The organism is Mesorhizobium sp. YC-39 (assembly GCF_025753795.1).
Lineage (GTDB): Bacteria > Pseudomonadota > Alphaproteobacteria > Rhizobiales > Rhizobiaceae > Mesorhizobium.
Genome location: NZ_JAOWPS010000003.1, coordinates 133,121 through 152,421, shown reverse-complemented (window position 1 = coordinate 152,421; position 19,301 = coordinate 133,121). Strand labels below are relative to the sequence as shown.

Here is a 19,301-nt window from a genome sequence, read left to right as displayed (position 1 = left end):
ATCATGACTGATACCGCCGCCAGCATCGGCTACGGCACGGTGCTTGAACTTGCGCTGAAGAGCGCGCCGACCGCCTTCACCTATGTGAGGGAAATGTTCGACGCGACGCCGCCGGCCGACAGCGACGACAATGTCGAGGCGACGAACATGCAGTCGCCGAACCGTCGCCGGGAGTATATCCCCGGCCTGACCGATTCCGGCGAAGCGTCTTTCGAGATGAACTATGTGCCGGGTTCGGCCATCGACATTTTCCTGCGCTCGATCAAGGGCAAGGCGCTGATTGGCCGCCTGACCTTCGCCAATGGCGTGCAGATCATCTTCAACTGCAGCCGTCAGGGTTACGAGACGGCGGTTCCGAACGACGACAAGATGACGGCGACGCTGACGCTGAAAGTATCCGGCGAGCCCTACATGACCACACCGACCGCGCCGCGCAACCTGGTCGCGCCGGTGATCGTCGGCGTCGCCCAGGTCGGCGTCGCGCTGACCGTCGATCCGGGCCAGTGGGCAGGCGCCACCGGGCTGACCTTCCAGTGGCAAGCCGACGGTGTGAACGTTGGCGGCGCCACCGGCGAAAGCTTCGTGCCGCTCGTGGGCAATCTTGGCGACGTGATCACCTGCGAGGTGACTGCGGCCAACGCTACGTTCAGCACCATGCTTGAAACGGCCGGCACTGCCGCCGTCATTGCCGCGTAGCAGGTGAGGCATGTCGAACCCGCATCGCGGCACCGTCACCTTCGAGGCGGACGGTGCCGCCTACACGCTCAAGTTCTCCACCAATGCGCTGATCGAGCTTGAGGAAGCGCTCGGCACCGGAATCGAGAAGGTCGGTTCCATGCTGGCCGATCCCAATGCCGCCAAGCTCAAGACGCTTCGCCTGGTGTTCTGGGCGGCGCTGACCGATCATCACGAGGGCATGACGGTCAAGACCGCCGGCGACCTGATCGACGCCATCGGCGTGGCCGAGGCCGGACGGCTGGTGAGCGAGGCCTTCAACACCTCGCGGGCAATCGGCAAGCAGGGAGGCGCGGCGAAAGCCGCCAAAAACCCTCAGAAGGCGACGACCGCCTAGACTGGTCGTCGCTTCTGTCGGCCTGGGTCGAAGGCGGCCAGGATCCGGTGCTGTTCTGGCGGCTGACGCCGCGCGAGGTCGAGACCGTGCTGGCCGGCGTCAATTCCCGCGTTCTGCGCGAGCACGAGCTGGCGGCGTGGACCGCCTGGCACACCGCGGCGCTCGGCCGGCTGAAGAAAATGCCGCGCCTGGCCGAGTTGATGCCGAAGCGCGAGCGCAAGCCATCCGGGCCGGCCAAGGCGCCTGACTGGGAAACGAAATTCGCGGCCTTCTCGGCCTGGGCGGCCTCTTTCAAGAAAGGGTGAGCAAGTGAGCAATGCGCTGATCGGCGCCCTTCGCGTCGTGCTCGGCCTCGACACCGCCCTGTTCGACAAGGGCCTTGCCGATTCGATGAAGAGCCTGAAGGGCATCGGCAAGTCGATGCAGTCGGTCGGCAAGTCGATGTCGACCTTCGTCACGGCGCCGATCGCCGGTTTCGGCGCGCTCACCATCAAGACCGCAGGCGACTTCGAAGCGGCGATGAACCGCGTCGATGCCGCCAGCGGGGCGACGGCTTCCGAGTTCGACGCAATGCGCAAGATGGCGATCAAGCTCGGCGCCGACACCACCTTCTCGGCATCGGAATCCGCCGACGCCATGGAGATGCTGGCCAAGAACGGCTTGAGCGCTGGCCAGATCCTCGACGGCGCGGTGTCGTCGTCGATGAAGCTTGCCGCCGCCAGCGGGTCCGACCTGTCGTCGGCCGCCGACGTCGCCACCGCGGTGATGATGAACTTCGGCAAGCAGGCCAAGGATCTCGGCCCGGTCGTCGACGGCATCACCGGCGTGCTGCTGCAATCGAAGTTCGGCTTCGACGACTATCGTCTGGCCATCGCCCAGGCGGGCGGCGTTGCCGGCAATGTCGGCGTGTCCTTCGACGATTTCAACGCGGCGATCGCCGCCACCTCGTCGGCCTTCGGCAGCGGCTCGGACGCCGGCACGTCGTTCAAGACGTTCCTGGTCAATCTGGTGCCACAATCGAAGCAGGCGACAGAGGCGATGAACCGGCTCGGGCTGGAGTTCTTCAACGCCAACGGCTCGATGAAGTCGATGTCGGAAATCGCCGAGCAGCTGCAGAGCAAGATGTCTGGTCTTTCCGACGAGCAGCTGAACGAAGACATGAAGACGATCTTCGGCACCGACGCCATGCGCACCGCCATCATGCTGATGAAACAGGGCGGCGAGGGCATCGACGCCTTCAAGGCCAAGATCGGCGACGCTTCGGCGGAAGAACAGGCGGCGGCGCGGCTGAAAGGCTTCAACGGCGAGCTGGAGCAGCTGAAGGGCGCCTTCGAGACGTTGCAGATCGCCATCGCCGACAGCGGCCTGCTGGCCTCGGTGACGGCGTTCGTCAGCAAACTGGCCGAATGGATCACCGCGCTGTCGCAGACCAACCCGCAACTGCTGAACTGGGGCGTCATCATCGCCGGCCTGGCTGCGGTGCTCGGCCCGGTCGTTCTGTCCGTCGGACTGCTCGCCACCGGCATCGCGGCGATCGGCGTGCCGGTCGCGGCGGCCGTCGCTGGCATCGCGGCGCTGACGGCTGCCATCATCGCCTTCTGGCCGGAAATCCAGAACGTCGGCAATGCCATCAACAATTCGCTGATCGGCGCGCTGAATGCGATGCAGGCGGCGTGGGACGGCATGATCGCCAAAGTAGCGTCGGTCAAGGCCAGCCTCGTCGAGTTCGCCGCGTCGATCCCCGGCATCTTCTCGGCGCTGGCGTCCAAGATGGTCGCGATCGGTGCGCAGATCATTCAAGGCCTGTGGGATGGCCTGAAAAGCAAGATGGCAGCGGTGCGCGACAGCCTGACCGGCTTCGCTTCCGATATGGTCGACAGCGTCAAGAACACGCTGGGCATCCATTCCCCGTCCAAGGTGATGGCCGAGATCGGCAACAACATCATGGAAGGCCTCGGCCTCGGCATGGAGGAGAAGCAGGCCTATGTCGTCGGCGTCACGGCCGACACTGTCGCCAAGACCAAGGATGCCTGGGCCGGCATGCGCGATGTCACCAAGCAGACCGCCGGCGCGTTCGACAATTTCTTTTCCGGGATCGGATCGACGATCGCCGAGGTCATCAAGGGCACCAAGTCGCTGTCGGACGCGCTCAAGGACGTGCTGTCGCAGCTCGGATCAAGCCTGCTGCAGCAAGGCCTGCAAGCGCTGTTCGGCGGTGGCGGCGGTGGTGGCATTGGTGGGCTTCTGTCCGGCCTGTTCGGTGGGTTGTTCGGCTTCGCCTCGGGCGGCACGATCATGCCGGGCGGCACCGGCGGCATCGACAGCCAGCTGGTCGCCTTCCGCAAATCGCCGAACGAACGCGTCGACATCTCCAAGCCGGGGCAGACGGTCGGCAGCGGCATGAATGTGCATGTCACGCTCGACAATGAATTGCTGCGCGCGGTGATCACCGACGAGGCCGGCAATGTCGTCGGCCGCGCCGCACCGCGCATCGTCGGCACCGCCGTCAACCAGGCCAACAGCAATGTCGTGCCGACCATGGCGAGGCACCAGAAAGAGCGGGCCAACAGTGACTACCGGCTGGGCTGATCGGCAATGAGCATCGTCTACTGGCCCTATCAAACGCTGCCGGCCTATGCCGTCGCGCCAAACCCTTCCGCCTTTTCGCGCGGCGGCGGCCGGTCGCTCGGCGGCATCGAGCGCAAGGTGCGAACCGACCGCGGCTTCTGGAACATCCAGTTGACCAACATCCCGGTGGCCAGCAAGGAACAGCGCCGCACCTGGAGCGCCATCCGCACCGCGCTCGGCGGCGCCGCCGGCCTGATCGCCATTCCGGTGTGGTCGTATGGCAGCGCGCCTTACGTCTCCGGTGAACGCGAGCCGATCATCGTGACGCCGCATGACGACGACACGCTGTTGGACGACGGCACCGGCTACGAGCAGGGCGCGATCTCGATCACCATGGCCGAGGCGGTGGCAATCGGCGCCACGGTTGTGAAGCTGCGCATCGTCAATGCCATGCCGGACCTGGTCGGCATCCGCTTCAGCTACAACCATGCGCTCTACGAAACGGGGCCGGCAAGCGACGTGACCGGCGACGTCTGGACGGTTCCTATCGTGCCGCAAATCCGCGCCGCGATTCCGCTCGGCGCCGAGCTCGAATGCGACATGCCGACATGCCTGGTGCACCTGGCGGACGACAAGGCGATGGACATCGACTTCGACGTTTCGGAATTCGCCCAAGGCAGCGTGTCGTTCGTCGAGGCGGTCGACTACTGGTCCGACCTGGCGGTGGCGCCATGAGCGTGCAATCGATCAGGATCCTGTGCCAGCTCGACTTCCCGTCGAAGACGGTGCGGCTCTGGGACGGGGCCGGGCCATATCTCGATGCCGGCGGGCACATCTGGCAAGGCATGGTGTTGCGCGACAGCCTCGACGTCATCGAATCGGCGCTGAACGGCGAGGCCTATACGCTGGCGCTCGGGCTTTCCGGCGTGCCGACCGACATTGCCGACGTCGCCTACCAGGAAGCCGAGGACGGCGACGTCATCGGCGCCCGCATGCTGCTGATGATCCAGGACTGCGACGAGCTCGACCAGCCCATAGGCAGTCCAGATATCCGCTTTACCGGCATCATCGACAACATCGTTTTCGACGACGCGGTGTCGGGCGACAATCCGACATCGACGGTGACGATCGAGTGCATCAACCGCTTTTCCATGCGCAACCTGATCAGCGGTTCGGTGCTGTCCGACGTCGACCAGAAGGCGCGCTCGGCCCGCATCAACCCCGGCGCCAATCCCGACCGCTTCTGCGAGCGCATCCCAAGCCTCGCCGACAAGACCGTGCAATGGCCGCGCTTCAACTGACGCTGCAAGCCTTCCTGGCTCATCATGGCGCCCTGCCGCAGGTGTGGGGCCAGGTCGATTGCTGCCTGGTGCTGGCCGACTGGGCGGTTTGGCTCGGAAATGACGACCCTGCCGCCGATCTGCGCGGCAGCTACGACAGCGAGGAGGGATGCCGGGCGGTCGTCAGTGCCGCCGGCGGCCTGCTGCCGCTGGTAGCGGGCTGCGCGGCCCGTGCGGGCTGGCTGGAGGCCGAAGAGCAGGCGATTGGCGTGGTCGGCGTCATCGGCTCGCCGGCGATCGTCAACCGCCAGTGGGGCGCGATCTGGGACGGCCGGCACTGGCTGGTGCGCATGGCCGATGGCTTCGTGTCGTTCACTGCCAAACCGTTTTTTGTGTGGAGCTGCCGCTGATGCCGACCGCGCTTGGCTTCCTGCTGTTTGCTGGCCCGCTCGGCGGCATCTTTTCGTTCGGCACGCTGGTCGCGGTCAGCCAGGTGGCGATCGGGCTCGGCATCAGCCTGGCGGTGCAACTGGCGTTCAAGCCGAAAGTGCCGTCGGCGCCGAAACCGGAGGATGGCCGCTATAACCTGCGCCAGAATGTGCCCTCGCTGGTGGTGATCCTCGGCCGGGTCAAAAAGGCCTCCGACTACGATCTGCTCGAGGAGAAGGCCGGCATTGCCTATCATGTTCTGGTGCCGGCGGCGCATCGCATCGCCGGATTCGTCAAGCACTATTTGCACGACGAGGAGGCGACCCTCGACGGCGCCGGCATCGTGGTGACGCCTGACCATTTCAACGAAAAGGTCACCATCCAGACGCGGCTCGGCCTCAACGCTGAGACGGCCTATGCCAGTTTGATCACGGCTCTGCCGACCATCTGGACGGCCGACCATCGCGGCGACGGCCTGGCCAGTGTGCTGATGTCATGCAAGTCGGTGGCGGCGGACAAGTACCAGAAGACCTACACCCAGCAGATGCCGTCGCACTCCTCCGAGATCGAAGGCGCGCTGGTCTACGATCCGCGCGAAATCGCCCAGGATCCGGACGATCCCGACAGCTGGACGTTCTCGACCAATCTGGCGCTGCTGCGGCTCTTCCACCTGACCCATCCGTCAGGCGGCAAGATGACTTTCGATGACATGCATTTGCCCGACTGGATCGCCGCGGCGAATGTCTGCGACGAGGGGGTAACGAACCGCGCTGGCGAAAGCGAAAATCGCTACCACGGCGGCATGTGGTATCGCTACGAAAACGACCCGGTCGAGGTCGGGCGCGTGATGGACCAGGCCGCCGAGCTGGTGCTTTACGAAACCGATCAGGGCAAGGTCGGCGTGCATGCCGGTCGCTTCGTCGAGCCGGACATCCGCCTGACCGAAGCCGACATCCTTTCGGTGACGTTCGATGCCAACCGCCGCAAGAATGCCAATGTGCTGGCGGTGCGCGGCCGCTTCACCGATCCGAACAAGCTCTATAACACCGTCGATGCGGCGATCTATGGCAATCCCTATGTCGGCGATTCCAGCGAGCGCTCGAAGACGGTGGAAAACGTGGCGGTGCAGAGCCACAACCACATGCAGCGGCTGCAGAAAATTGCTTTCCAGCGGGCCAATGCGCCGCGTGTGCAGGTGCTTTGCCATTACGAGCCGGCCAAGCAAGTGCCGTACCGGCGTTTCATCAGGGTGCACTATCCGCCGAAGCTGACCGAGGCGGTGATCGAGATCACCGGACGGCCGCAGCTTTCGCTGCGCAACCTCACCTATTCGGTCGAGGGCATCGTGGTTTCCGGTACGCTCTATGATTTCGATGGCTTGACGGAAGAAGGCGAGCCGCCGGCTGACATCGTCGAGGTCGAGAAAGACGATATCCCGGTTCCCGCCGGCTTCGACGTTGCCATCCAGACCGAAGTGATCTCCGGTGGCTCGACCGCCGCCTACGGTCTTGCGACATGGACCGCGCAGGACGAAGAGCTGACCGTTGAAGTGGAATGGCAGCCGACTGTGGGCGGCACGATCCGCTCGATCCAGACCAAGTCGGGCGATGTCGACCTGCGCACCTCCTACCTCGCCGACGGTGAGGAATATCGTTTCAGAGCCAGCAACTGGTCGGGCGGCGTACAGTCGGAATGGACGGACTATGAGATCCGGACGGCGACGTCAGACCCGGTTCCGCCAGGCGTGGCGACCGGCGTTTCGGCCACCGGCGGGGTCGGCGACGTCACCTTCAACTGGACCGCGCCGAACAGCGCCAACTATCGCGCCGCCAGGCTCTATCTCAACACAGTCAGCGATTTCGGCACGGCGACGCTTGTCGGCGCCGAATATGGCACGGCGAACGACGTCGAAAGTCGGATCGTGAGCAGCGTGTCCGCCGGCGGCTATTTCGGCTGGATCGAGGCGATCAACGCCTCGGGAACGCCCGCTGCCCCGGTCGCCACCGGCGCGATAACCGTCACCTGATTTCAAAAAATCCAACCTTGGAGCTTTTCGCATGGCTGGTATCACCGCCAAGGAAGTGTGGCGCTACTATGAGACGGATGGCGTTCCTTCATCGGACCCGCATGTCACCAAGAAGAGCGACATGCAGGCGTGGGGCACCGACATCGAAGAGCGTATCGATGCCGCGAACAACGGCTTCCGACAGTTCGAGACATGGGCGCTGCTCAATGCGGCTCCCGGAACAGCTGTAGGCCAGGCAGGCCGCGTCACCGGACCCGATGCGGGGACACATACCGATCCGGTTGTCGGTGGCACGGTGAACAATAAAGGCAATTATCGCTGGTCGACGGCGCCGGCCGGATGGAAACGCGTTGGCGATCTGGTCGACGATGTCGCCGTGGCGGCGCTCCAGGCGGACGTCGACGCGGCTTCGACTGGCTACCCTTCGCTTGGTGATCGGCTGGACGCCAACGAGACCGAGATCGCGATCGCCATCGCCAACAAGTATCGCGCCACCTATGAAACGCTGAAGACGATGCTCAATGGCCATGCTCAAGGCATCGCCTGCATTCTCGATAACGGGACGCCGGCAATCCTGGTCAAGGATCTTGGCACGCTCACGAACAATTATCTCGGTCCGGCAGCATCCAAGATCAGCACGACGCGCGCCACCGCCGCCTGGTTCTTCGATGAAAACGGCCTTCTGGTTTCCGCGGCGGCCGGCGTGCCAAGATTCGGCTTCACCGACGTCGATCGGCACGGCTCGCCTGGCCTGATCGACGAGCCCGCCGCAACCAACATCGTCCTGTGGAACCGTGATCTGACTAATGCGGCCTGGACCAAGGCCAATATCACCCCTGCTAAGAATCAGGTCGGCCTCGATGGCATCGCCAATTCGGCTTCTTCCATAACCGCGACCGCAACGAACGGCACGGTCTTGCAGGCGATCACGCTGGCGAACTCGACCCGATTCCAGTCAGCGTACGTGAAGCGCCTCGTCGGGACCGGCGCAATCGAGATGACCACCGATGGCGGGTCGACATGGACCGCTATTGCCACCACCTCGAAATGGTCCCGCTTCAAGATCCCGGTTCAGACCTTGGCGAATCCAAGCGTCGGTTTCAGGATCGCGACGAGCGGCGACAGTATCGCCGTTGACCTCGTCCAGAACGAAAATAACGCCAGTGCCGCCACGACCCCTATAGTCACGACCACGGCGTCGGTTACTCGCAATGTTGATCTGTTCTCGATCGATCTCTCCGCCCTGCCGTGGGATGCGACGAAAGCCGCCGTGTATGCCGAGGGCATGAGTGACCTTCCGAATGGTATCACATCTCGCGTGCTTTTTCAGATCGATGATGGAACCAACAACAACCGCTTCTTTGGCGCGCTTTCGGTGACGCAGGCAACGGCCTTTGCGAATTCAGGCGGCGTCACGCAGGCGTCGGTTTCCGTCGGCGCTGTCGTGCCTATGGCGCGGCAGCGTATGGCCATGGCATGGCAGTCGAACAGCCTGAATGCCGCCTTTGACGGCGCGCTTGGCGCGCTCGACACAGCGGTGATCTTGCCGAGTGTTACAACGCTTCGTTTTGGAGGGGCTGTTTCTGGCGGCAGTGCGCTTTATGGCGCCCTCGCAAAGTTCGTCATGGTCCCTGAGCGACTGTCAGACACCGTCCTGCAAGAATACTCGCTCAATGGGTGGCCCGATGGCTCCGGTGCGGTGGCGGCACAGGTTGCAGATCTCGAAACTCGTGTGTCGGCGATTGAAGGTTCGGACACTCTTTCAGGATTAAAAACATCTTTTCTCGGTGACAGCCTGACGATTGGACTGTTTTGGACGGCTCCATTCCTTGCCTTGTCTGGTGTGGACGCAGAAAACTTGGCCGTCAGCGGTCAATCATTCTCCTCGTCGTCGAGCCTTGGTGGTCAAGGCATCTACAACCAAGTGACTTTGATATCCTCTGACAGGAAGTGGCTGATCATACAGGGAGGCACGAACGATTTCGCTGGAGGTTCGGACCTCGGAGTCCTTGGCGATACAGCCCTGACGACGTTTGCCGGTGCAGTCTACAGAACAATCGTAGACGGTATGACGGAAGCGCCTGCGGCACGAGTGCTTCTCCTCATTCCGCATGCTTCGGATTCTCGCTTCCACACCCCGACGCACGAACAGGGCGTCGCCAACGTGAACGGCGATTTCCTGTACGAATTTCAAGACATGATGAGGCGCGTCGCCGAATTCTGCGGCGCCGATTGGCTCGATTACGGCGCACTGACTGGTATTAACCAGTTTACCGCCACGGTTAACACGTCGGATGGCCTGCACTTCAATGCAACAGGCGGTCCGAAGGTGGCGAAAGCCGTCTATCAACGCGGACTGTTGCTCGCACGCAGCGGCATGTTCGATTGAAACTGTCCTAGACTGCCCCTTTGCCGTGTGGCAGATAAGCTGCGGCAGCGGAATGGGGATTTAGGAACGTGCGTCGCTTACTTAGGCCGGTTATCGGCGCAATGAGAGTAGTCTTGGGTAGGTCGCGCGAGGACCGGGAAGCCGATTTGATTGCCCAGCTTTCGCGATCCCGGGCGAGTTCGATCGTTTTACTGGGAGACAGTCTAGTTGCAACATCACAAGCGAATAGGGGAAGCTCCGACGTTGTCATGGCCGCCGTCGGAAGGTCGCGAATCTCAGACATCCTCGCAATCGTCGGTCGCATCAAGTCGAATGGTCTTTGGGATCGCGTCGGTGGTTTTGTTGTCAGCGTCGGGATAAACGACGCCGAATGGCGCGAAGGCGACGACCTGCAGTCCAGGACGATCTACTTTCGCTCCATGCTTGATGCTCTCATTCGGGCCTGCCTCGATCGGCCTGTCGCGATCCTGACGATCACCGAGCCGGACAAGACAGGGACTCAAGTCGATCGGTTCAGCCGGGATCTGATCGAGCGGCAGAATGCCGAGATTCGCGCGGTCGGTCAGCGGGCAATTGTCTTCGACATGGACGCCAAGTTCCGGGCGTCAATGGCCGAGGCTGGGCTGCCGGTTTCTGCCGGCTTCTCGGATGGCGTCCACATCTCGGACAGCGGCTATCGCTGCTGGAGGCCTTTACTGGTTGAATGCATTCACGCGGTGCGGGCTAAATCTCGACAAACGGCAGATGCTTGACGGCTTCCCATTGTTGTTGGGGCTTTGTGCCTGACCATTTCGCCCGCAGCTCGGAAGGCCTCCAGGCCGTTTTCGGGTCGAGCTTGCCGGTCTTCGTGAAAAACGCGTTGACGCCCCCATTGGACACCGCTGCCAGCCCATAGCCTTTGGTCGCGCAAAGCTTCGCCATCGCAGCAAGCGAGGCGCCGTGATACCAACCAGTCGAATGCTTCTGGTGGCGATCGAAAACCGGGTCGTAAGCGACAGAGATCGAACGGTCCAGAAAGCTCGGATTGTATTCAATGGAAATCACCGAGGGCTCGATGTTCAACAGTTTCTCAAGGAACCAATAATCGTTGCCGTCGATGTCGATGGAAAGGACACCGACCTTCGGGAAAGCCTTGCGAATGAAGTCCAGATTGTCGAGGTCGAGGAATCGCTCCTCGATGCGGATGTTGGAAGGCAGCACGGCTCGCGCATCGGCGACTTGCTCTCTGTTGGCGTCGATGAGAAAACCATCAAAAGAGTTCATCAGGGCGGCGCAGTTGAATTGAATCGGGTGAAAGCCAAATTCGATGAAGTTTTTCGGCGCCCCGGTCTCCTTGGCCAACCTCAGCAGGATTTGCCCTTCGTCTGACTGGCCGCCGATGCCTTTAGCGATCAATGACCGATAGTACATGCGCCGGAGAGGTGTGAATTTCTTGACCATTCTGGCGAGCATCAGTGTTCCCTTCGGAGGCGTTTGGATTGATGGTGCGATAGCACGAGACCATGACGATTTAAAAGGGAGGCAAACTCAGGCTTTCGTCGCGTTAGTCGATCTGGTAAATGCTGCGCAAGGGATCGCAGCGCCGTCGCCGGATGATCTTTCATGGGGTTTTCATGGCTAACGCCGACAGCATCATTGCCATCTATGACGACTACTACACCGATGGAAAAGTCGCCGCGAAACGAGAGATCGCGTCGAAACAATCGGTGGGTCACGTCGAGGCGTTCATCGGGCAGCAGCGATTCGAAACGATACTCGACATCGGGGCAGGCGAAGGCGCCGTTCTGGACAAACTGAACAAGAAGGGTATCGGCAAGACCCTCGGAGCAGTTGAGATATCGACAAGTGGCGTCGAGGCAATCAAGGCGCGGAAGATCGCAAACCTGGCCAACCTGGATATCTTCGACGGGTACCACATCCCGCACCCGGACAAGTCGTTCGATCTCGGTCTCGCGATCCATGTGGTCGAACACGTCGAGCATGAGCGGATGTTCTTGATGGAGGCCGCAAGGGTCTGCAAGAAACTTTATATCGAGATACCCTTGGAGCACACGCGGAATCTCAGCAAAGCAATCCGCATGTCGGGACCGTATGGGCACATCAATTTCTACACCCCTTTGACTTTCGAAAACCTTCTGAAGACCTCCGGCCTCAAAGTTGAAAAGCTGATGACGTTTGCCCACGATCTGGCATATGAGCAGCATCTTGCTGGTCGGTCAAAAGGCTGGGTGAAGTATAAGCTTCGCACTGAGTTTCTACGGTTCGCGCCGAAAACCGCAACGCGCAACATGGCGTACATGGCCGGCGCGCTCTGTTCGTCGTAGATTCGGATGGCCATGAGAGAACTGCGCACCAAGGTCGAGGCCTATTTCTCAGGCCCCGGTTTTTGGCCGTTCTTCATCATGATGGTGGTGCTGTTTTCCCCCTGGTTCGTGGTCATCGCAATGCTGCCCTGTCTATAAACGGGCGCGGCCCCACCTAGCCGAACAACCGAATAATAAACATCAACGCCAGAACACCGAAAACGATCGCCCAAATCGCCAAAACGACGATGGGCTTCAGCCGGTGCCTGCGCATCATTCTCCGCTTCCGTAGCACTTCGTTACCGCGCATTCTGGCGACCTGATACGCGGGCGGCCATGCGTGGCCGGCATGGGCGGCGGGGGAATTGTCGGAAGCTTGGTAAACTGCGCTGATTGGTTCCAGAGTTTCCAAAAGGCATAGCCCATCCAAATCGCTCCGATTTCTGAGCGCGAACACTACCACAACCACCAATAGTCTCAACCTGCCCGCAAGGGCGGAAAGGAACTGCCATGGATACCACGTTCAAGGGCGCTGCGAAGCGCATCACCGCTCTCGACATTCCGCGCATCGGCGCGATGGTCGGCGTCGGCGAAGATGAAATCCATGCTTTCATGGATGTCGAGGCGGCAGGGTCAGGCTTTGATGCCAAAGGCCGGCCGAAGCTGCTGTTCGAACCGCATGTGTTCTATCGCAATCTGGCCGGCGCAAAACGCACCGCCGCGGTCAAGGCAGGCCTTGCCTATTCCAAATGGGGCGCAAAACCCTATCCGAAGGACAGCTATCCGCGCCTGGTAGCGGCCATGGCGATCGACGAGACGGCGGCGCTGAAATCGGCGTCGTGGGGCCTGACACAGATCCTCGGCGAGAACTTCAAGGCGGCCGGCTGTGGGTCCGTGCAGGCCATGGTGCAGGCCTTCATGGCCGACGAGGCGGCGCACCTCGAGGCGACGGTGAAGCTGCTTGTCGCATGGAAGGTCGACGACGATCTTCGGGCGCACCGCTGGCCCGTGGTTGCCCAGACATGGAACGGTCCCGGCTACAAGAAAAACCGGTATGATTCGAAGCTCGCGGCGGCATTCGCCAAATGGCAGAAGATCCGCGACACGCCGTGGCCGCCGAAGGCTCGGGCTCCTGCTGTGGTTGCCGCCGAGGAGCTCTCCGCAGAACTTGCGGCTGGCGCTTCTGTAGAACCCGATACAGCGCCACCGGCGGTCGACAAGGCCACGATCGAGCGCGTGCAGCAGCAGCTCAAGGATCTCGGCTATACCGAGGTCGGCGGCGTCAGCGGTGTCGGCGGCACGATGACGTCGGCCGCGATCCGTGCCTTCCGTGCCGAGAATGGCCTGCCGGAAGGTGACGAGATCGACGACGCGCTGCTGCTGGCGCTGCAGAAGGCCAAGCCGCGTGTGCTGGCGCCGGCGCGCACGAATGCACCGCCGGAAGTGGTGCGAGAGAAGGTGCCGGAAGTGCGCACGAACTGGCTGGCCAAGGTTGGCGCGTTCTTCACGACGATCGCCGCGCTGATCGGCAGTTTCTTCGACGGCATCATCGGCAATCTCGGACCGGCCTCCGGCTACATCCAGCCTGTCAAGGATGCCGCCGGCGACGTGCCCGGCTGGGTGTGGATGCTGGCAATCGCCGGCGTTGCCGGCGGCCTGTTCCTGGTCGCTCGCCATGGCGAGAAGAAGGGCGTCGAGGCGTTCCAGTCCGGGGAGCGTCGCTGATGGGCGGCAACGATCCCGATTTCTGGGGCGGATTCGCCGCTGCGATCTCCCTGCGCATCGGCGGCATCCTGGTCGCCGTGCTCATCGCCGGCGTCATTCTGGGGAGGTGCACATCATGATGGCTATTCTGGCGCTGACGCTGAAGAACTGGAAACTGATCGCGCTTGGCGCGCTCATCGCCGCGGTGCCGATCTCCTACACGGCGGGGCGCTGGAAAGGCGACACGCAAGGCTACAACCGGCGCGTCGCGGAAGTCGCCGCGGCCGACGTCAAGGCTGAACTCGAAAGGAAGGGCGACAATGCGAAGCTCAGCGGTATGTCTGACTATGATCTGTGTGTTTCTGGCCTGCGCGGGAGTGGCATGCCAGTCGACGCCTGCGAGCAGCTGCGCGGGCTTCCTGAAAAACAGCCTTAGCCCGGCCGGGACCGTGGCGCTGATCGGCGCCGATCGGCCAGGCTATGAGCGCGTGCTCGGCAACGATCGCAATGGCCAGCGCCGCAAGTGCTGGAAATAGCAGTGCATTGAAGGGCAGGGCAGAGAATGGCGGATGACATGAACAACGGATCGAGCTTCGATCCGCTCGCGTCGTATGCGCGGCTGAGCGAGCGGGTGGAGAACCAGGGCCGCGATATCGTAGACTTGCGCTCGAACATGAACACCGGCTTTCGAAATATCGAAGGCGCGGTGAATGCTCTGTCGACGGAACTCCGTGGATCGAGCAAGACACAATGGCCGGTGCTCCTGACGGCAGTGGGTGTGGCGTTCACCATTCTAGTCGCGGCCGGAAGCCAGGCTCTTTCACCAATCCGGGATAATGTCAGCGACGTGAAGGGCGCCTTGAGTACCATCGTGGATAAGATGGTGACGCAACAGGAGATGAAGTGGCGCACGGATCGCGGTACCGAAGACCGGACCCGGACCGAAGCTTCGCTTGCCTCTATTCGCGACACGATGGTTTACCGCAACGAGTGGATGGAGCGGAACCTCTCCCGCGACCATGACATCGAAAACATCCGTGCCGACGCTGTGCGCGATGTCGCCAATCTTCAGCGCCAAATTGACCAGCAGGAAACCAGGTATCAGGCCTTCTCAAGTTCGCTCGGAAACGGTCGCGACTTCATCATCGATTTGAAGGCAGAACAGAGCCGCCTTCGTGACCAGATCGCAGCCCTTACGGCCAAAGTGGCTGCAGAGCAGGCCGCCGCGCCGCGGTGAAAGCCGTCCGGGAGAGCCCGCCGTGCCGAAAGGTGCGGCTGGCTTTTGCGTTTCACGGCCCGGTCAACTTCTCCACCGAGGCGATGATCGCCCTGGCCAGCGCCTCCGCCTCATGGATCGGCTTGGGGCCATAGAGGCCCAGCACGGCTTCCTCGCTGGGCAGGACGCCGGCGGGGCAGGTTTCCTCGATCGCCATCCTGATCAGGCTCAGCGCCGCCCGGCAGGCCGTTACATCCATCGTCGCCATTACCATTCCCACATACAATTTTGCTAAAATGCCCGGAACCGATTGCAGCCCTGCAGCTTGAATCGCGTCCGGAGTGTCGAGTGCATGCGTAACGCCGATGGTCGTTTGAAGTTCATCCCGCCCATGATGCCGGAGCTGGTCGACAAGCCGCCAGAAGGCGGCGACTGGAGTCATGAAGTCAAGTTCGACGGCTATCGCTCTCAGATCGTCAGGGATGCCGGAGGGGTGCGCATCTTTACCCGCCGTGGATTGGACTGGACGGCGAAGTACCGTGACCTCGCCGCTGCGGCCGGCGCGCTCGATGTCGAAAGCGCCATCATCGACGGCGAGATCATCGTGCTCAACAATGCCGGCCTTTCCGATTTCCGCGAGCTTCGCAAGGCGATCACTGGTCGTCAGCACGACCTCTATTTTGTCGCCTTCGACGTGCTGCACCTCAATGGCCACGATCTGCGCGACATGGCGCTGGACGAGCGGCGCGAGATCCTTGCCGGGATCATCCCGGCCGACATCCGCATCCAATTCAGCCAAGCACTGCCCGGTGAGGCCAAGGCGATCTTCCATTTGGTCGACCAGGCCGGACTCGAAGGCATGGTGTCGAAGCGCAAAGACAGCAAATATCGCAGCGGGCCGACATCCAACTGGCGCAAGATCAAGGCCTATACAATCGGCGAGTTCGAATTGCTCGGCATCGAGCGCGAGGCGGGCAAGCCGGCCTTCGCCCTGATGGGAGAGATCGGCACGCGCAAATATGTCGGCTCCGCCTTCATCAACTCCAGTCGCGCGATCCGCGAGCGGCTATGGAAACGCGTCCAGGAGCATGCCGGCCAGCCGCCAGAGGGCATGAAGCGGCCGGCCACGCAATGGGTCAAGCCGGGCCTGATCGGCCGTGTCAAACACCTGCGCGGCGAGGAAGACTTGCGGCATGCATCGCTGCAGGATTTCCGCGAAGAGTGACAAGACCTTACACCGGGATGCAATACTAGTTAGCTACAATCCACCCTCCACCTACGGCCGCGATACCCCAAGGGTAGATCAAATCGAACGCGGTTAGCGCTCTCACCAAGCTGGCATCAGGTGCAAAAAAATCAACGTAAGACCAACCGGTTCCAGGATCACCGCATCGCCAGATTCTCAGAGTGCCATCCTGCCAACGGCCCGCGTACTCATGACCACCCACAGTCACAAAATTGATCAAGCCATCGTTCCCAGGATGCCCACCGCTCCCAGAACTTCCGATTTGGAATGCTGACTGCTGACCATCAGCAGTTAAACAACTGTGGTTCGTTTTAAAATCGAACAGGCGCGTGCTATCCGCCGCACCCTTCAAGTCAGCGTTCGCCTGCGGTGGATGCCAGAGAGTTACATGCAATCCCTCACTGACCAAGGATTTGACAAGAGGAACGAAATCGGAATCGCCCGCAAACAGTGTTGCTTTCGATATGTTGCCCCGGAAAGCGTGGGTCATCATATCAACCGCTAGTCGAACATCGACGCCCTTTTGTCGCTTATCTGCCCCCACAATTTGCCCGAGGGCAACGTGGACCCGATCGAGCGCCTGAATTTTCGCAAATCGATCATAGTCTGGCTGCACGCGAGCTTCATAGGCGGCTTGGTTTTCTTCATGATCCTTGCCGGGAACGGCATCGTAATAGAAAATTTTAGCGTACCCCCCAGTTGCCAACGCTGGGACATGGGGTTGATAGGCGCTCGCATCGCCAAATAAATCCTGACAAATCTTCCTGACGCTTGCCCGCAGGCAACCACCGTCGATGAAAAGATATTCTCGGTCCCCCCTTGATATCATCGCCGCCTTTATTCCCCTTCTGAGTTGCTCGATTCGACCTATCGGCAGGGATGAAATGTTTCGATTCGTCCTCTACGGAGCCAGCGTGCGGCTTGCCTCTGTGGCCGCTCCCAAGGTTGTCAGTTCTGACCCGCTTCATTTCTTCGGAGCCATAGCGTTGTCAGTTAGACTTTGCCTTTCCGATCAACGGCATATTGGAGAATTTCTTCGCGGAGGTCGTTGAATGCTTGCCAATATGGCCTATACACATCCTCGAATCCTTGATTTATCATAGGGAGATTGCCTGCAAGGCGAGTTAGAGCCGCTTGTGTTGACCACGAGACTAGGGCCTGTGATACCTTAGCCAGGGCTTTCAGGCCAGGTAGGAACTGTGGGAAGTGAAGAGCTGAAATAGCCATCGCCCTTGTTAAAGGCTCTGGTGCAATGTCATGTTCCTCGCCAAAAGCGTACACTAAGCGTACCACTCTTAACCAGTCCTCTTGTTGGTGCAAAAGAGACAGCAATTCTTCAAAACGTTCGGCTCTGTCTGCGCGCTCTGTCGACCGAGATGAAAGCCACTGCGTTAAAGCCGGTCCGAGCACGACTCCAAGAAGAGCTAGTCCGCCACCAATGATTACCGGCAGCAGAACCGGCCAAACACTCGCGCTTGTCACTACTTCCCCCGACACTGTTTGGCCCTCCGCACGGGGTGAGTAGCACACTAGCTATAAAAACGTCTCACCATCATTGCGGTGTTCGAAGCAGAACCAGTGCGGCGCCTGCTTCGGCTTTGCGAAGCCCCAGCCGGCATGTTTACCGCACCCCGGATGCTCGCAGACATGGTGCTGAACGCCTGGCGCCGTGGCGTGTTCCGGAAGTGGGATCCTGATCTCGTCGCTCATAGAAGGGCAATCGGCTCGATCATGTGGGCATCATCGTTCGGTGCGTTTTCCCGAGACGAGGCGTTGACGTCCCTGCTCACCCGGTAGAACTCCAACTGACCGTCTAGGTTGATGTCGAGCAACTGTTTTGCAGCGGCCGCCGGCGTCGTCGGATCAAGCCAGGCGTCATATGCCGTGGGATCAAGGATGACCGGCTGCCGATCGTGGAGCTGCTGCATCGGCATTTGAGCCGGCGCGGTCAGGATCGTGCAACTCGTTATGTCGAGCGCTGAATTGTAAGCCCACAGGCCCGCAAAGGAAAACGGCTGATGCCCAGGCAGGAAGATGTGCCAGGGGTCGCGTTTCTTGTCGGCCGGCGAGATCGTCCATTCGTAAAATCCATCGGCCGGGACGAGGCAGCGCTTCGATTTGAAGGCATCGCGGAATGATGACTTGGTCTCGGCCTCTTCGGACCTGGCGTTGAAGGTTGGGTACTTCGGCAGTTCCTTCGCCCAGAACGGTACCAGCCACCAACGGCCCTGCCGGAGCTTGTGGTCGCCGCCTTCGCCGGCCGTTATAAACGGCACCTCCTCGGTCGGCGCGATATTATAGCGAGGGGCGTCATTGCGGCCAGTCTCCGCCGGCGCCGTCAGCCTATACAGCCGATGGATTTCCGACCAAGGCAGATATCTGGTGAAGCGTCCGCACATACCTTGCCCCTAGTTGCGCAGGATCTCGGGTACGCTGAGCGGACCAAGATCGAGGATGCGCTTGTAATCATCCTTCCGCCGCCAAAATCCGCGAGCCCTGCCATTTGCCCTGTCTCGCTTCGGATCGAACGACACGCCACCGAAGTGGTGAAGGAACGCTTCGGCAGCCTTCTCGTCAGCAAAGCAATGCAGGCGCCAGGCCTCATATTTGCCGTCCTGCCAAACCGCCTGCACACTTCTGGTCTTGAACGGCACCTGCCGCTCGATGACGAAATCCCTGATGAGGGTGAAGTTGTGGCCGACACAAATATCATCCGGTAGCGCGACCTGATGCGGGAATTCTTCGTCTACCCGCGCCGCTGATAGGCCACCAATCCGCTTAGGCATCAGTGCTGAACCGTCGTCTGCTCTTTCAGATAGATGTCCGTTTGCTCGCGCATCGCATCCGACAGCGATAAGGCCAGCTCCAGGTTCTCAGGATAAATCGCACGTATCCAGGCAGCCGTCAGTTCGGCGATGGCCTGTTTCTGGCTGACGTCGGACAGGCCGCGCAACTGCTTTGCCATCTTGAGCGCTGAGCGGTGTATCGCATCCCGCTCGCGCCTCACTATGGCGTAAATCTCGGGCTGTTCGTCCGGGGTGGCTATGATCGATTTCATGGCGTGTCTC

22 protein-coding genes are annotated in these 19,301 nt (G+C 61.1%); 16 read left to right on the top strand and 6 right to left on the bottom strand.

The features are described from left to right. Window positions 1–3: 3 nt before the first annotated feature. From OHD62_RS17320 to OHD62_RS17275, 10 genes are all read left to right on the top strand, one after another. Entirely contained in the window at window positions 4–696 is a 693-nt protein-coding gene (locus OHD62_RS17320; protein ID WP_263784082.1) for a phage tail tube protein, read from the top strand. A gap of 10 nt (window positions 697–706) precedes the next feature. Further along, entirely contained in the window at window positions 707–1,072 is a 366-nt protein-coding gene (locus tag OHD62_RS17315) for a gene transfer agent family protein (protein WP_263784081.1), read from the top strand. A gap of 47 nt (window positions 1,073–1,119) precedes the next feature. Beyond that, a complete protein-coding gene (locus tag OHD62_RS17310) occupies window positions 1,120–1,377 on the top strand; it encodes a hypothetical protein (protein ID WP_263784080.1) in 258 nt (85 codons plus the stop codon). A 4-nt stretch (window positions 1,378–1,381) separates the two neighbouring features. Continuing rightward, entirely contained in the window at window positions 1,382–3,661 is a 2,280-nt protein-coding gene (locus OHD62_RS17305) for a phage tail tape measure protein (RefSeq protein WP_263784079.1), read from the top strand. Window positions 3,662–3,667: 6 nt separating this feature from the next. Further along, window positions 3,668–4,375 (top strand): hypothetical protein, encoded by a 708-nt coding sequence (locus tag OHD62_RS17300; protein WP_263784078.1) that lies wholly within the window; start codon window positions 3,668–3,670, stop codon window positions 4,373–4,375. Further along, window positions 4,372–4,941, top strand: a complete 570-nt coding sequence (locus tag OHD62_RS17295) for a hypothetical protein (RefSeq protein ID WP_263784077.1) — start codon at window positions 4,372–4,374, stop codon at window positions 4,939–4,941. The genes OHD62_RS17300 and OHD62_RS17295 overlap by 4 nt, the downstream gene beginning before the upstream one ends. Next, a complete protein-coding gene (locus OHD62_RS17290) occupies window positions 4,923–5,330 on the top strand; it encodes a DUF6950 family protein (RefSeq protein ID WP_263784076.1) in 408 nt (135 codons plus the stop codon). Before OHD62_RS17295 ends, OHD62_RS17290 begins: the two co-directional genes overlap by 19 nt. Then, complete coding sequence (locus tag OHD62_RS17285) at window positions 5,330–7,375, top strand: hypothetical protein (RefSeq protein WP_263784075.1); 2,046 nt, start codon at window positions 5,330–5,332, stop codon at window positions 7,373–7,375. The genes OHD62_RS17290 and OHD62_RS17285 overlap by 1 nt, the downstream gene beginning before the upstream one ends. Window positions 7,376–7,406: 31 nt before the next feature. Further along, window positions 7,407–9,764, top strand: coding sequence for an SGNH/GDSL hydrolase family protein (locus tag OHD62_RS17280; RefSeq protein ID WP_263784074.1), 2,358 nt, complete (start codon window positions 7,407–7,409; stop codon window positions 9,762–9,764). A 101-nt stretch (window positions 9,765–9,865) separates the two neighbouring features. Then, entirely contained in the window at window positions 9,866–10,516 is a 651-nt protein-coding gene (locus tag OHD62_RS17275) for an SGNH/GDSL hydrolase family protein (protein ID WP_263784073.1), read from the top strand. Here the strand turns inward: OHD62_RS17275 and OHD62_RS17270 are convergent. Next, complete coding sequence (locus OHD62_RS17270; protein ID WP_263784072.1) at window positions 10,488–11,216, bottom strand: hypothetical protein; 729 nt, start codon at window positions 11,214–11,216, stop codon at window positions 10,488–10,490. The genes OHD62_RS17275 and OHD62_RS17270 overlap by 29 nt on opposite strands. Before the next feature lie 107 nt (window positions 11,217–11,323). Here OHD62_RS17270 and OHD62_RS17265 point away from each other — a divergent pair, with 107 nt between their 5' ends. The 5 genes from OHD62_RS17265 to OHD62_RS17245 all read left to right on the top strand — a co-directional run bounded on the left by OHD62_RS17265 (window position 11,324) and on the right by OHD62_RS17245 (window position 15,008). Beyond that, window positions 11,324–12,088 (top strand): class I SAM-dependent methyltransferase, encoded by a 765-nt coding sequence (locus OHD62_RS17265; protein ID WP_263784071.1) that lies wholly within the window; start codon window positions 11,324–11,326, stop codon window positions 12,086–12,088. A gap of 12 nt (window positions 12,089–12,100) precedes the next feature. Next, complete coding sequence (locus OHD62_RS17260) at window positions 12,101–12,226, top strand: hypothetical protein (protein ID WP_263784070.1); 126 nt, start codon at window positions 12,101–12,103, stop codon at window positions 12,224–12,226. Window positions 12,227–12,577: 351 nt separating this feature from the next. Further along, window positions 12,578–13,792, top strand: coding sequence for an N-acetylmuramidase family protein (locus OHD62_RS17255; RefSeq protein ID WP_263784069.1), 1,215 nt, complete (start codon window positions 12,578–12,580; stop codon window positions 13,790–13,792). Between the two features lie 115 nt (window positions 13,793–13,907). After that, window positions 13,908–14,207, top strand: a complete 300-nt coding sequence (locus OHD62_RS17250; protein ID WP_263784068.1) for a hypothetical protein — start codon at window positions 13,908–13,910, stop codon at window positions 14,205–14,207. 126 nt (window positions 14,208–14,333) lie between these two features. Continuing rightward, complete coding sequence (locus tag OHD62_RS17245; RefSeq protein WP_263784067.1) at window positions 14,334–15,008, top strand: hypothetical protein; 675 nt, start codon at window positions 14,334–14,336, stop codon at window positions 15,006–15,008. Between the two features lie 52 nt (window positions 15,009–15,060). Here the strand turns inward: OHD62_RS17245 and OHD62_RS17240 are convergent, their stop codons facing one another. Further along, the gene (locus OHD62_RS17240; protein ID WP_263784066.1) at window positions 15,061–15,255 is read right to left on the bottom strand and encodes a hypothetical protein; all 195 of its coding nucleotides are present in this window, start codon (window positions 15,253–15,255) and stop codon (window positions 15,061–15,063) included. Between the two features lie 84 nt (window positions 15,256–15,339). Between OHD62_RS17240 and OHD62_RS17235 the strand changes: the two genes are divergently transcribed. Then, window positions 15,340–16,212 carry an ATP-dependent DNA ligase gene (locus tag OHD62_RS17235; RefSeq protein WP_263784065.1) on the top strand — a complete coding sequence of 291 codons (873 nt, stop codon included), beginning with the start codon at window positions 15,340–15,342 and terminating at the stop codon, window positions 16,210–16,212. A 25-nt stretch (window positions 16,213–16,237) separates the two neighbouring features. On the opposite strand, the gene OHD62_RS17230 is transcribed toward OHD62_RS17235, so the two are convergent. From OHD62_RS17230 to OHD62_RS17215, 4 genes are all read right to left on the bottom strand, one after another. After that, window positions 16,238–17,062, bottom strand: a complete 825-nt coding sequence (locus tag OHD62_RS17230) for an NYN domain-containing protein (protein WP_263784064.1) — start codon at window positions 17,060–17,062, stop codon at window positions 16,238–16,240. Window positions 17,063–17,939: 877 nt separating this feature from the next. Further along, the gene (locus tag OHD62_RS17225) at window positions 17,940–18,632 is read right to left on the bottom strand and encodes an SOS response-associated peptidase (protein ID WP_263784063.1); all 693 of its coding nucleotides are present in this window, start codon (window positions 18,630–18,632) and stop codon (window positions 17,940–17,942) included. 9 nt (window positions 18,633–18,641) lie between these two features. Further along, complete coding sequence (locus OHD62_RS17220) at window positions 18,642–19,019, bottom strand: hypothetical protein (protein WP_263784062.1); 378 nt, start codon at window positions 19,017–19,019, stop codon at window positions 18,642–18,644. Further along, window positions 19,019–19,291: a hypothetical protein gene (locus OHD62_RS17215; protein ID WP_263784061.1), complete on the bottom strand. Its 273-nt coding sequence runs from the start codon at window positions 19,289–19,291 to the stop codon at window positions 19,019–19,021. The genes OHD62_RS17220 and OHD62_RS17215 overlap by 1 nt, the downstream gene beginning before the upstream one ends. Window positions 19,292–19,301: the final 10 nt, after the last annotated feature.